Origin of the sequence: Pseudomonas wadenswilerensis (genome assembly GCF_024749185.1) — a bacterium.
Lineage (GTDB): Bacteria > Pseudomonadota > Gammaproteobacteria > Pseudomonadales > Pseudomonadaceae > Aquipseudomonas > Aquipseudomonas wadenswilerensis.
In genome coordinates, this window is sequence record NZ_CP087191.1 from 4,373,614 (window position 1) to 4,385,336 (window position 11,723).

At 66.1% G+C, this 11,723-nt stretch carries 14 protein-coding genes and 1 riboswitch; of the genes, 1 reads left to right on the forward strand and 13 read right to left on the reverse strand.

The window, feature by feature from the left end:
- Window positions 1-3 precede the first annotated feature (3 nt).
- The 13 genes from LOY45_RS20035 to cobO all read right to left on the reverse strand — a co-directional run bounded on the left by LOY45_RS20035 (window position 4) and on the right by cobO (window position 10,608).
- Entirely contained in the window at window positions 4-126 is a 123-nt protein-coding gene (locus LOY45_RS20035) for a hypothetical protein (RefSeq protein ID WP_258578246.1), read from the reverse strand.
- Window positions 123-1,325, reverse strand: coding sequence for an MFS transporter (locus LOY45_RS20040; RefSeq protein WP_258578247.1), 1,203 nt, complete (start codon window positions 1,323-1,325; stop codon window positions 123-125). Before LOY45_RS20040 ends, LOY45_RS20035 begins: the two co-directional genes overlap by 4 nt.
- A 65-nt stretch (window positions 1,326-1,390) precedes the next feature.
- Window positions 1,391-1,795: a MarR family winged helix-turn-helix transcriptional regulator gene (locus tag LOY45_RS20045; RefSeq protein WP_115085753.1), complete on the reverse strand. Its 405-nt coding sequence runs from the start codon at window positions 1,793-1,795 to the stop codon at window positions 1,391-1,393.
- A gap of 50 nt (window positions 1,796-1,845) precedes the next feature.
- On the reverse strand, window positions 1,846-2,574 hold the full coding sequence (locus LOY45_RS20050) for an adenosylcobinamide-GDP ribazoletransferase (RefSeq protein ID WP_258578248.1): 729 nt from the start codon (window positions 2,572-2,574) through the stop codon (window positions 1,846-1,848).
- A 1-nt stretch (window position 2,575) separates the two neighbouring features.
- The gene (gene cobC / locus LOY45_RS20055) at window positions 2,576-3,145 is read right to left on the reverse strand and encodes an alpha-ribazole phosphatase family protein (protein WP_258578249.1); all 570 of its coding nucleotides are present in this window, start codon (window positions 3,143-3,145) and stop codon (window positions 2,576-2,578) included.
- Entirely contained in the window at window positions 3,142-4,197 is a 1,056-nt protein-coding gene (gene cobT / locus LOY45_RS20060) for a nicotinate-nucleotide--dimethylbenzimidazole phosphoribosyltransferase (protein WP_134061602.1), read from the reverse strand. The genes cobC and cobT overlap by 4 nt, the downstream gene beginning before the upstream one ends.
- Window positions 4,194-4,715: a bifunctional adenosylcobinamide kinase/adenosylcobinamide-phosphate guanylyltransferase gene (gene cobU / locus LOY45_RS20065; RefSeq protein WP_233673597.1), complete on the reverse strand. Its 522-nt coding sequence runs from the start codon at window positions 4,713-4,715 to the stop codon at window positions 4,194-4,196. Before cobU ends, cobT begins: the two co-directional genes overlap by 4 nt.
- Before the next feature lies 1 nt (window position 4,716).
- Complete coding sequence (locus LOY45_RS20070) at window positions 4,717-6,171, reverse strand: cobyric acid synthase (protein ID WP_258578250.1); 1,455 nt, start codon at window positions 6,169-6,171, stop codon at window positions 4,717-4,719.
- On the reverse strand, window positions 6,168-7,160 hold the full coding sequence (gene cobD / locus LOY45_RS20075) for a threonine-phosphate decarboxylase CobD (RefSeq protein WP_134061596.1): 993 nt from the start codon (window positions 7,158-7,160) through the stop codon (window positions 6,168-6,170). Before cobD ends, LOY45_RS20070 begins: the two co-directional genes overlap by 4 nt.
- Window positions 7,153-8,061 (reverse strand): adenosylcobinamide-phosphate synthase CbiB, encoded by a 909-nt coding sequence (cbiB, locus tag LOY45_RS20080; protein WP_134061594.1) that lies wholly within the window; start codon window positions 8,059-8,061, stop codon window positions 7,153-7,155. Before cbiB ends, cobD begins: the two co-directional genes overlap by 8 nt.
- Window positions 8,061-8,714, reverse strand: a complete 654-nt coding sequence (gene bluB / locus LOY45_RS20085; protein ID WP_166675655.1) for a 5,6-dimethylbenzimidazole synthase — start codon at window positions 8,712-8,714, stop codon at window positions 8,061-8,063. The genes cbiB and bluB overlap by 1 nt, the downstream gene beginning before the upstream one ends.
- A complete protein-coding gene (locus LOY45_RS20090; protein ID WP_115085744.1) occupies window positions 8,705-10,000 on the reverse strand; it encodes a cobyrinic acid a,c-diamide synthase CobB in 1,296 nt (431 codons plus the stop codon). The genes bluB and LOY45_RS20090 overlap by 10 nt, the downstream gene beginning before the upstream one ends.
- Window positions 9,997-10,608 (reverse strand): cob(I)yrinic acid a,c-diamide adenosyltransferase, encoded by a 612-nt coding sequence (gene cobO, locus LOY45_RS20095; protein WP_010220352.1) that lies wholly within the window; start codon window positions 10,606-10,608, stop codon window positions 9,997-9,999. Before cobO ends, LOY45_RS20090 begins: the two co-directional genes overlap by 4 nt.
- A gap of 165 nt (window positions 10,609-10,773) precedes the next feature.
- A riboswitch (cobalamin riboswitch) is annotated at window positions 10,774-10,996 on the reverse strand.
- Between the two features lie 147 nt (window positions 10,997-11,143).
- Between cobO and LOY45_RS20100 the strand changes: the two genes are divergently transcribed.
- The gene (locus LOY45_RS20100) at window positions 11,144-11,722 is read left to right on the forward strand and encodes a hypothetical protein (RefSeq protein WP_115085743.1); all 579 of its coding nucleotides are present in this window, start codon (window positions 11,144-11,146) and stop codon (window positions 11,720-11,722) included.
- Window position 11,723: the final 1 nt, after the last annotated feature.

The window sequence follows — 11,723 nt, forward strand, 5'->3', positions numbered from 1 at the left end:
CTCCTAGCACACGCCCATGCCCAACTGCATCAATGCCAGGCCGCCCTCATGCCAGCCCCACCAGGCCAACCCCAGTAGCAACAGTGCGCCAAGGCCGAGCAAGGTGCGAATAGCGACAGGGTTCATGCCGCTTGCGCCTGCAAGCGCGCGACCGGGCGCTCGCGTACCGGCCAGTTGAGTGCCGCGGCGAGCAGGCTGAGGAGGATGGAAATCTGCCAGACCAGGTCGTAGTTGCCGGTCTGGTCATACACCACCCCGCCCAGCCAGCCGCCAAGGAAAGCGCCCAACTGGTGGAAAAGGAACACGATACCGCCAAGCATCGACAGGTTGCGCACACCGAACAGGGTAGCGACGGTGCCGTTGGTCAAGGGTACGGTCGACAGCCACAGCAGGCCCATGGCAATGCCGAACAGGTAGGCGCTGAACTGGGTGATCGGCGCCCACAGGAACAGCACGATCACCACCGCACGCAACAGGTACAGGGCGGTCAGCAGGCGCGGCTTGGACATACGCCCGCCAAGCCAGCCGGCGGTGTAGGTGCCGACGATATTGAACAGCCCGACCAGCGCCAGCACCGTGGTACCGATGGTCGCCGGCAGGTGCTGGTCGACCAGGTAGGCCGGCAGGTGCACACCGATGAACACCACCTGGAAGCCACAGACGAAAAAGCCCAGGGCCAGCAGCCAGAAACCGGAATGCGTGCAAGCTTCGCGCAGGGCCTGGCCGAGGGTCTGCTCATTGCCGGTGCTGGGCAAAGGCCGATCACGCAGCAAACCCACCAACGGCACGATAAAGGCCACCAGCAAACCCAGTACCAGCAAGGCCGCCGACCAGCCCAGCGAGCCGATCAGGCCGAGGGTGCCGGGCAGCATGGCGAACTGGCCGAAGGAGCCGGCGGCGCTGGCGATGCCCATGGCCATGCTGCGTTTCTCTGGCGGCACGGCGCGGCCGACCACGCCCAGGATCACCGAGAACGAGGTGCCGGACAGGCCGATACCGATCAACAAGCCGGCACTGAGCGACAGGGTCAGGGCCGAGTCCGACATACCCATCAGCACCAGCCCGACGGCATAGAGAATACCGCCGACCATGACCACCTTGGCCGCCCCCAGGCGATCAGCCAGGGCACCGGCAAACGGCTGGGCCAGGCCCCAGATCAGGTTCTGCAAGGCGATGGCGAAGGCGAACACACCGCGGCCCCAGCCAAAATCGGCGCTCATCGGCGCCAGGAACAGGCCAAAGCCATGTCGCACGCCCAGCGACAACGCCAGGATCAGCGCCGCGCCGAGGAGAATCCAACCACTGGTTCGCCATACCGATGTCATTTTTGTTGTCTCCAAAGCGCCGCAAGGCTTATGCGGGTATATACCCGCTTATAGTTTAAAAAAGCTCAGGCCAACAGCTCCAGCAGGCGTACCAGTTCATCGCGCCGGCCCTCGCCCAGGGTATCGATCAAGTCGCTTTGCGCCTGTTCCCAGGCCGGCTCTGCCGCTTGCAGCCTGGCTTGGCCCTGCTCGGTGAGCAGAACGATCCGGTTACGCTGATCCTGCCCCTCGGCCAAAGCCACCAGGCCCTCAGCCTCCAGCACCCGCAGGTTGCGCCCGAGGGTGCTGCGGTCCAGGCCCATGGCCTCGGCCAGGGTGGAAATGCTCGGTTGGTCCAGGCGACGCAAATGCCGTAGCAAAGAAAACTGCGCGACATTGATCCCAAAGCCTTCGAGGGCCTCGTCGTAGTGTCGGCTCACCCCGCGGGCGGCGCGACGCAGGTGGGTGCAGATGCATTCGCTGGTCAACATAATGCGTGTATATACCCGCACCTGGCCAACTGCAAGCTTTTACTCGCCACTCACAGCACCAGGGCGATCAATACCGCCAGCTCCAATAGCTCAAGCATGGCCCCGGCGGTATCACCGGTGGTGCCACCCAGACGGCGAACCATCAAGCGACGCAGCCAGGCGAAGACCCCTGCGGCAACCAGCACAACCCACAGGCCCTTGAGCCCCGCCAGCAGCACACAGGCCAGCGCACTGACCAGCAATACCAGCTTGCCCGCCCCACGAGGCAGGTGGTCCGCCAGGGCCTGGCCCAGCCCACCGCTGCGCACATAGGGCGTGCTGAGGAACAAACCCAGCAATGCCGCGCGGCCGATCAGCGGCGCGAGCAACAACAGCACGCCCTGGCCGCTGTCGAGCAACGCCAGCAAGGCACAGAACTTGAGCAACAGCACCAGCACCAGCGTGACCACGGCAATCGGCCCGCTGCGCGGGTCCTTCATGATCAGCAACGTGCGCTCGCGGTCGCCGAAACCGCCCAGCCAGGCGTCGGCGCTGTCGGCCAGGCCATCCAGGTGCAAGGCGCCGCTGAGCAGCACCCAGGCACTGAGCAGCAAGGCAGCGTGCAGCAGCACCGGGCTGCCCGCCAACAGCGCGTTCAGCCCCCAGAGCAGCACCCCGAACAACAGCCCCACCAGCGGGTAATACAGCAGTGAGCGGCCCATTTGTTCGGGGGCCGGCATGCCCGGCAGGCGCACCGGCAAGCTGCTGAGAAATTGCAGGGCGATCCAGAACGCCAGCATGTCAGTGCACTTCCCGCAGGCTGCCGTCCGCCAGCAGCTCAAGGCGACACAGGGCACCATGGGCCACTTCGACCTGCAGCAACTGCTCACGGGGCAAGCCTCGAGCGCGGGCCAGCAACAGGCGCATCACACCGCCGTGAGTGACCAGCAACAGGCGCTTACCGGCGTGCGCCTGGTGCAAGGCGCTGATGGCTTGCAGCACGCGTGCGGAAAAGTCCGCCACCGGCTCGCCAGCAGGCGGTGTGAACGCATAGGGATCAGCCCAGAATTGCCCAAGTTCGGCTTCGTGGGTGAGCATCAGATCTGCGGCACTACGCCCTTCCCACTCACCAAAATGCAGCTCCTGCAGACCCGGCACCCGCTGCAGCGGCAGGTTCAACTGCGCCGCCAACGCTTCGGCAAAGCGCGCGCAGCGCTGCAAGGGCGAGCTGACCAGCACATCCCAGAAGCCCGCGCCACTCACTGCCGCATGCATCTGCGCCCAGCCCTTGGCGGTCAGGGCATCGTCGAGGCTGCCACGCAGGCCGCCACCCAGTTCAGTTTCGCCGTGGCGCAGCAGGTCGATGATCATGCCGGGCGGTCCGCCACTGCCGCTTCGGCGAAGGTCGCCATCTGCCCGTGCAGGTCGCAGGCCAGGCGCAATACCGGCACCGCCAGCGCCGCGCCACTGCCCTCGCCCAGGCGCAGGCCCAGCTCCAGCAGCGGCTCGGCGTCGAGCTCGGCGAGCACCCGGCGATGCCCGGGCTCGGCGCCACGATGGCCGAACAGCAGCCAGTCGCGGCAACCCGGGTTGATGCGCGTCGCCACCAGCGCAGCGACCGTGCAGATAAAGCCATCCACCAGCACGGCAACACCGGCCTGGGCGCACCCCAGGTAGGCACCGACCAGTGCGGCGATCTCAAAGCCACCAAAACAGAACAGGCGCTGCAGCGGGTCGTCGCCGAGATCTGCATGCTGCTGCAACGCTCGCTCGATGACCTCGGCCTTGTGCCGTACACCGGCGGCGTCCAGCCCTGTGCCCGGGCCGCTGAGCTCCACAGCCGGGCAGCCGAGCAAGGCACAGGCCAGGGCGCTGGCGGCGGTGGTGTTGCCGATGCCCATCTCGCCGCCGATAAACAACTGGGCGCCGCTGGCGGCCGCGCGCAAGGCACTCTCGCGCCCGCCCTGCAGGGCCAGCACGCCCTGTTCATGGGTCATCGCCGGCACCTGGGCGAAGTTCGCCGTGCCGGCGCCGACGCGCAGATGGCGTACACCCGGCAGCTCCAGCGCGAGGTCGATGGTGCCCAGGTCGACCACTTCCAGCTGTGCATTCAACTGCCGCGCCAGCACGCTGATGGCGGCGCCACCGCTGACGAAGTTATGCAGCATCTGCCCGGTCACTGCTTGCGGATAGGCCGAGATACCCTCGGCGACCACGCCGTGATCGCCGGCAAAGATTGCGATCCAGACCTGCTCAACGCTGGGCTTGAGCTGGCCTTGCAAGCCGGCCAGCTGCACCGCCAACTGCTCCAGGCGGCCCAGCGAGCCAGCCGGTTTGGTCAGTTGCTGTTGACGCGCCAGGGCCTGTTCGCGAACAGCCTGGTCAACAGGACGACAGGCTTCAAGCCACCAGGTTTGACTCATAGTGCAGGTCCTTTAAGGGTGAGCGGCAGGCCGGCGACGGTCAGCACCACGCGCTGACAGCGTTCGGCAATGGCCTGGTGCAGCCAGCCGGCTTCATCGACATAACGGCGGGTCAGCTCGCCCATGGGCACCACGCCCAGGCCGGTTTCGTTGCTGACCACAATGATTTCGCCCGGCAGCTGCGCCAGGCAATCGAGCAGTGCAGTGCGTTCAGCCGCCAGGCGCTCGGGGTTGTCGAGCATCAGCAGGTTGGTCAACCACAGGGTCAGGCAGTCGACCAGCAGGCAGCGCCCGGCACTGGCATTGGCACGCAGCACCCGGGCCAGTTCCAGCGGCTCTTCGATCAATGCCCACTCCGGCGGACGCCGCTCGCGGTGCAGTTGCACCCGCGCGTTCATCTCGCCGTCGAGCGGTTCGCTGGTGGCGATGTAGGTAACGGCCAGGCCGCTCTGCACCGCCAGCTGTTCGGCCAGGCGGCTCTTGCCCGAACGGGCACCGCCAAGAATCAGGTTGAGCATTTCAGTTCAGTCCGCAGAGTTGGCGCAGGCGCGCGGTGTCCAGGTGCTGCTCGACCAGATCGGCAAGGCGCTCGATGTCGCGTTCGCGCAGGGCCTGATAATCGATCTGCTCTGCCTCCTGCAGCCCGGCCCAGCGCAACAGCGCGGCGCAGCAATGCGGCGCCTCGAACAGGCCATGCAGGTAGGTGGCGAGGATCTGCCCGTCGGCGCTAATGGCGCCATCGGCGCGACCATCGTCCAGTTGCACCGCCGGGCGCTCCAGCGCCGGTCCCTGGGTGACGCCGGCATGAATCTCGTAGCCGTTGATGGCCGCTTGTTCCAGTTGCAGGGTACCGGCGACATTGCGCAGCTGTTTCTCGGCCTCCAGCACGGTGACAAAGTCCAGCAGCCCCAGGCCGTCGCTGACACCCGCCGGCCCTTCCAGGCCCAATGGGTCTTCCACGCGCCGGCCGAGCATTTGCAGCCCGCCGCAAATACCCAGGACCTTGCCGCCATAACGCAAATGACGGCTGATCGCCTGGTCCCAGCCGCGCTCGCGCAACTGCGCCAGATCCCCGCGCACACTCTTGGAGCCGGGCAGGATGATCAGGTCGGCCGGCGGAATCGGCTGGCCGGGGCCAATGAACTGCAGGTCGACCTGCGGGTGCAGGCGCAGCGGATCGAAATCGGTGTGGTTGCTGATACGCGGCAGCACCGGCACGATGACCTTGAGCTGGCGCCCGGCCTTGATGCCCTGGCGCTGGTCGATGCCGTCCTCGGCTTCCAGGTGCAGGTCCATCACATAGGGCAGCACGCCCAGCACCGGTTTGCCGGTACGTTCTTCGAGCCAATCCAGACCGGGCTGGAGCAAGGCGATGTCACCGCGAAAACGGTTGATGACAAAACCTTTGACCCGCGCCTGCTCGCTCGGCGAGAGCAATTCCAGGGTGCCGACCAGATGGGCGAAAACCCCGCCACGGTTGATGTCGGCAATCAGGATCACCGGGCAATCCACCGCCTCGGCAAAACCCATGTTGGCGATGTCGCCGGCCCGCAGGTTGATCTCGGCCGGCGAGCCGGCACCTTCAACCATCACCACCGGATAGGCTGTGCTCAGGCGCTGGTGCGAGGCCAGCACAGCCTGCATGGCGATGACCTTGTAGTCGTGATAGGCCACGGCATTCATGCTGGTGACCGCGCGGCCATGGACGATTACCTGGGCCCCGGTGTCGCTGTTGGGCTTGAGCAGCACCGGGTTCATGTCTGTGTGCGGCGCCAGGCCGGCTGCCTGGGCCTGAACCGCCTGGGCTCGGCCGATCTCGCCACCCTCGGCGGTCACTGCACTGTTGAGCGCCATGTTCTGCGGCTTGAACGGCACCACGGCAACGCCCTGACGCAGCAGCCAGCGGCACAGCGCGGTCACCAGGGTGCTTTTGCCGGCATCGGAGGTGGTGCCCTGCACCATCAAGGTGGTCATGGCTGTTCCTTGCGGTAATCGGTGAAGGCCCGGGCCAGGCGCTGGAAATCCTGCTCACTGGCCGGCAGGCCGAAGCGCAGGCTGGGCGGCTGGTTGAACAGGCGCAGCAGGATGCCGCGCCGGGCCATGAATTCATGCAGTTGCGGCGCCTGCTCGGTGACCAGGTACTGGAACAGGTCGCAGCTGCCGTGCGCAGCGAATCCACCAGCGCTGAGCACCTCGGCCAGGCGCTGGCTGGCCACGGCGCAGCGGATAATCTGCTGCTGATGCGCGGCGCTATCGAGCAGGCACGCCTGGCCGAGGATGCGCGTCGGGCCACTGATGGTCCAGGGCCCGAGCTGTTCGGCGAGCAATTGCAGGAGTTGCCGCTCGGCAAGGACAAAGCCCAGGCGCACACCGGCCAGGCCAAAGAACTTGCCGAACGAGCGCAGCACGATCAGGCCCGGGCGCTCGGCGTGTTCGCCGATGCTGTGCTGCGGGGTGTTGTCCATGAAGGCTTCATCGACCAGCAGCCAAGCACCGCGACGGGCCAGGCGCGCATGCCATTCGAGCAGTTGCTCGGCAGGTATCAGCCGCCCAGTGGGGTTGTTGGGGTTGACCACCACCAGTACGTCGAGACTGTCGAGGTAGTAGTCAACCTGATCTTCAGCCAACTCACGCACCCGATGCCCGGCACGGCGCCAGCCTTCGGCGTGCTCGGCGTAGCATGGCGACAGTACGCCGACCGTACCGGGGCGGCGCAAGCGCGGCAACGCCTGGATCGCTGCCTGGGAACCGGCCACGGGCAGCAACTGGTTGACCTGGTAGTACTCGCAGGCAGCCTGTTCCAGGCCGTCGTCGGTCTCGGGCAAGCGTGCCCAGGCGCGCAGCGGGATCTCGGGGATTGCATAGGGCCAAGGCGCAATACCGCTGGACAGGTCCAGCCAGTCTTCGCGGGCGATACCGTATTGCTGCACTGCGCGCTGCAGGCGACCACCGTGCTCAAGCATAGAATTCAGCCCCCAGGCACAACAGCAGTAACCACAACCACACGCCCTGGCACACCAGGCGCCAGCCGCGCTCGATGGCCTCGGCATCGGCCTGCGGGCCTTCGCCCAGCTGCGGGCGCTCGTGCAGCTCGCCGTGGTACACCGCCGGGCCGCCCAGCTCGACACCCAGCGCCCCCGCTCCGGCAGCCATTACCGGGCCGGCGTTGGGGCTGTCCCACAACGGCGCCTGGCGCCGCCAGCAGTTCAGGGCCAGGCGGGTCTTGCCCAGCAGCGCGTAGGTCAGGGCCACCAGCCGCGCCGGAATGTAGTTGAGCAGGTCGTCGATCTTCGCCGCGGCCCAGCCGAAGCGTTCGAAGCGCTCATTGCGATAGCCCCACATGGCGTCCAGAGTGTTGCTCAGGCGATAGAGCACCACCCCCGGCACACCGCCAACGACGAACCAGAACAGCGCGGCAAACACCGCATCGCTGCCGTTCTCCAGCACCGACTCGGTGGCGGCGCGGGCCACGGCGGTTTCATCCAGCTCACGGGTTTCGCGGCTGACCAGGTAACCCACGCGCTGGCGGGCGTGTTCCAGGTTGCCCTGGCGCAAGGCTTCGGCCACCGGCGTCACGTGCTCGCCGAGGCTGCGCAGGCCCAGGGCGCAATACAGCGCCAGCACTTCCACCAGCCAGCCAATGTACGGCAACCAGGACAGCAGCATGGCCAGGAAGGTCAGCGGCACCACGGCCAGGAACCAGGCGGTGACGCCATGGCTGCGCCAACCGCGGCCACCGGCATTGAAGCGTTGCTCCAGGCGCCCGGCCATGCGCCCGAACGCGACCAGTGGATGCCGGCGCTTGGGCTCGCCCAGCAACGCATCCAGCGCCACCCCGGCCACAGTCAGCAACGCCACACTCATCAAGACTCTCCCCACTGGTTTTCAAACAGCATTTCGTGCAACGGACGCGCCGTGGTCCAACCTTCAAGCACCAGCATGGGCGCCGGGTAAAATTCGTGCACCGGCCCCAGGCAAAGGATTGCCAGCGGCTTGGCACCGGCCGGCATGCCCAGCAGCTCGGCCAGGGCCCGGGGTTCGAACAGCGATACCCAGCCCATGCCCAGGCCTTCGGCGCGGGCGGCCAGCCAGAGGTTCTGGATCGCACACGACAGCGATGCCAAGTCCATTTCCGGCAAGGTTCGGCGGCCGAAGATATGCGCTTCGCGCTCATCCATCAGCGCGGCAACCAGCAGTTCGGCACAGTCATTTATGCCTTCGACCTTGAGCTTCATGAAGTCGTCGGAGCGCTCGCCCAGGGCTTGGGCGGTACGCAACCGCTCCTCCTCCACCAGGGCCTGGATACGCTGGCGCAGTTCACGTCGGGTAATGCGGATAAAGCGCCAGGGCTGCATCAGGCCAACACTGGGGGCCTGATGCGCGGCTTGCAGCAGGCGTGCAAGCAGTTCAGGGGCGACTTCGCCGCCGCTGAAGTGGCGCATGTCACGGCGTTCGCCAATGGCGCGGTAGACCGCCGCGCGTTCGGCTTCGGTAAAGGCATGCTCGGTCATGGACACAACAGCGCCGCCGACGCCTGGGGGTTGGAGGCAAAGTAGAAATGCACGTAGGAAGCGGTCAGCCGGCCACAGCGATACACCGCTTCGGCACCACGGCCACCGTTGGGGCTCTGGCCACGGGCAATCGGCTCAAGCCCGGTGCTGGTCAGCGAGTGATGGTAGGTGTGCCCGCGCAAGGTACCTTCGGGCAATTCCACCGCCTGCAAGGCCAGGGCGGCCAGGCGCTTCTGCATCACCGCCTCACCAGCCAGCAACCCGAGCAATTCGGCGCGCTCACCAGCGACATCGGTCAGGGCATCGAGCAGATAGAGCATGCCGCCACATTCGGCGAGCAACGGCTTGCCGGCGTGATGATGGGCGCGAATGGCTGCGAGCATCGGCGAGTTGGCCGCCAGGGCCTGGTGATGCAGCTCCGGGTAACCACCGGGCAGGTACAGGCTGTCGGCCTGCGGCAAACTCACGTCATGCAGCGGCGAGAAGAACGCCAGCTCCGCGCCCATGGCCCGCAGCAGGTCGAGGTTGGCGCCATAGGTGAAGGCAAAGGCTTCGTCGCGGGCGACCGCGATGCGCACACCTTGCAGCAAGGGCTCGCTCACAAGCTCGGTCGGCGCGGCGAAACTCACCGCCGGCGGCAAAGCCGCATCGCAACTGGCGCCCAGGGCGGCTGCAGCTGCATCCAGGCGTGCTTCGAGGTCGTTCAGTTCACTGGCCTGGACCAGGCCCAGGTGGCGGCTCGGCAGTTCGATGCCGGTTTCTCGCGACAGCCCGCCGTACCAGCGCAGCCCTTCGGTCAGGCTGCCTTCGAGCAATTGAGCGTGGCGCAGGGTACCGACGCGGTTGGCCAGCACCCCGGCAAACGGCAGGTCCGGCTGATAGCGCGCCAGGCCCAGGGCCAGGGCACCGAAGGTCTGGGCCATGGCCGTGCCATCGATCACCGCCAGCACCGGCACACCAAAATGACGAGCGAGGTCGGCGCTCGATGGCGTGCCATCGAACAGCCCCATGACCCCTTCGATCAGGATCAGGTCGGCCTCAGCCGCCGCTTCCCATAACAGACGGCGGCTTTCCTGCTCGCCGACCATCCACAGGTCGAGCTGATACACCGGCGCACCGCTGGCGCGCTCGAGAATCATCGGGTCGAGAAAGTCCGGGCCACACTTGAATACGCGAACCTTGCGCCCCTGGTTGCGATGCAGGCGCGCCAGAGCGGCGGTCACCGTGGTCTTGCCCTGGCCGGAGGCCGGTGCGGCGATCAATACCGCCGGGCAATGGCGCGCATCCCTCATAGCTCGACGCCCTTCTGGGCGCGGATACCGGCCTGGAAGGCGTGCTTGATCATGCCCATTTCGGTGACGGTGTCGGCCAGTTCGATCATTTCATCCTTGGCCGCACGACCGGTGACAATCACGTGCTGCATCGGCGGGCGCGCCTGCAGGTCGCTGAGGACCTGGTCCAGATCGAGGTAACCGTGCTTGAGGGCGATGTTCAGCTCATCGAGCACCACGAAGGCAATCGACGGGTCCTGGAGCATCTGCCGCGACACTGCCCAGGCGGCTTCGGCAGCAGCGATGTCGCGCTGGCGGTCCTGGGTTTCCCAGGTGAAGCCCTCGCCCATCACGTGGTAGCGCACCTGTTCCGGGAAGCGCCGGAAGAACAGCTCTTCGCCGGTGCTGTTGCGGCCCTTGATGAACTGCACCACGCCGCACTGCATGCCATGGCCCATGGCCCGGGCGAGCATGCCGAAGGCCGAACTGCTCTTGCCCTTGCCGTTGCCGGTGAGCACCAGCAGCAAGCCGCATTCGTTAGGCGAATTGGCGATGCGCTCGTCGATAACGGCCTTCTTGCGCTGCATGCGCGCCAGGTGGCGTTCGTCGCGCTCGGTGGATTCAGTCATGAGGTTCTCCGCAAACCACTGTCGGCCGACCCGCAACGAGCGTAGCAGTCTATGGCTGCTCAGGGTTCGCGGCGAGGAACGGCGTGACAAATGAATGGATATGGCAGACGGAAAACGCGCAGGGCTACGGCACAGGCCGGAGGAACCGCGCATCACCCTCCGTGATGCCGTTGGCTGTAACAGGCCGGTCTCCGGGCTTGTGAGCGGGGCCATGAACACCCGGGACCGCGCGCCTTCCCGGGTCGAGCACCCAGTGGCCCTGCGCGGCCTTGACTCACCTACCGTTGCGGGGGCAGCGCCGGATTCGCGCGCCTTGCGCGCCCACCGGCTTCCCTGTTTCACCCTGCCAGGCCATCGCCTGCAGAGCACCTGAAACAAGTCGCGAAGGTTAGAGGGTTGCACCCGGAGCGTCAATGAAAGGCGCTGAACTGGCCTGGATCAATGGCGCCTTTGACATCTTGTGCAACACTGACTTCAGTGATATCAAATAGCCATACCTCGGCTGTACTCGATCACAACTATAAGGGAGAGCAGCATGCAAGGCCTGATCATCAACAATGCGCGCCTGGAATTCCTGCGCCCCGCCCTGGAGCGCTGGGTCGATTGTATCGACCGCTTCAACCAGACCCTCGGTGATGGCGATGCGCCCTACTGGCACGGTGCCCAAGCCAACCTCGGCCTGCTTTCGGCCGCCGCCTGGCAAGCCGAGCTGGTGACCCTGCAGCAGCATCAGAGCAAGAAGCAGCGCGATGAAGGTGATCGTGAAGGTCGCTGCGACCTGTACATCGCCAACCGCGAAGAAGCCGCCTACCTGCAAGCCAGCCAGCGCTGGCCGAAAATTGCCAGGCTGGACCTGAACAATGCCCTGGCCGAAACCGTGTATGCCGCACGCCAGGTTGCCGCGCCCAGCCAGCTCAAGGTCGCCGCGCTGTTCGCCAGCCCCTGGAAAGCCGGCCAGCACGCCAGCCCCGAAGAACTACAGGACCTGGTCGACGACCTGCAAAAGCACAACGCCTGCGCCATTGCCTGGTACTTCCCCTACGCCTACCGCAAGCTGCACAACGAAGCCGGCCAGTACCACCCCGGGGTGGCGTTGCTGCTCAAGCAGGCCTGAA

What these genes read in the sequence shown, in the direction of transcription:
- cbiB (WP_134061594.1), bottom strand. Translation starts at nt 8,061, where the DNA reads ATGAGTGTGGCGTTGCTGACTGTGGCCGGGGTGGCGCTGGATGCGTTG.
- cobO (WP_010220352.1), bottom strand. Translation starts at nt 10,608, where the DNA reads ATGACTGAATCCACCGAGCGCGACGAACGCCACCTGGCGCGCATGCAG.
- cobT (WP_134061602.1), bottom strand. Translation starts at nt 4,197, where the DNA reads ATGAGTCAAACCTGGTGGCTTGAAGCCTGTCGTCCTGTTGACCAGGCT.
- LOY45_RS20035 (WP_258578246.1), bottom strand. Translation starts at nt 126, where the DNA reads ATGAACCCTGTCGCTATTCGCACCTTGCTCGGCCTTGGCGCACTGTTG.
- cobC (WP_258578249.1), bottom strand. Translation starts at nt 3,145, where the DNA reads ATGATCATCGACCTGCTGCGCCACGGCGAAACTGAACTGGGTGGCGGC.
- cobD (WP_134061596.1), bottom strand. Translation starts at nt 7,160, where the DNA reads ATGCTTGAGCACGGTGGTCGCCTGCAGCGCGCAGTGCAGCAATACGGT.
- LOY45_RS20045 (WP_115085753.1), bottom strand. Translation starts at nt 1,795, where the DNA reads ATGTTGACCAGCGAATGCATCTGCACCCACCTGCGTCGCGCCGCCCGC.
- LOY45_RS20100 (WP_115085743.1), top strand. Translation starts at nt 11,144, where the DNA reads ATGCAAGGCCTGATCATCAACAATGCGCGCCTGGAATTCCTGCGCCCC.
- LOY45_RS20090 (WP_115085744.1), bottom strand. Translation starts at nt 10,000, where the DNA reads ATGAGGGATGCGCGCCATTGCCCGGCGGTATTGATCGCCGCACCGGCC.
- LOY45_RS20040 (WP_258578247.1), bottom strand. Translation starts at nt 1,325, where the DNA reads ATGACATCGGTATGGCGAACCAGTGGTTGGATTCTCCTCGGCGCGGCG.
- cobU (WP_233673597.1), bottom strand. Translation starts at nt 4,715, where the DNA reads ATGCTCAACCTGATTCTTGGCGGTGCCCGTTCGGGCAAGAGCCGCCTG.
- LOY45_RS20070 (WP_258578250.1), bottom strand. Translation starts at nt 6,171, where the DNA reads ATGACCACCTTGATGGTGCAGGGCACCACCTCCGATGCCGGCAAAAGC.
- LOY45_RS20050 (WP_258578248.1), bottom strand. Translation starts at nt 2,574, where the DNA reads ATGCTGGCGTTCTGGATCGCCCTGCAATTTCTCAGCAGCTTGCCGGTG.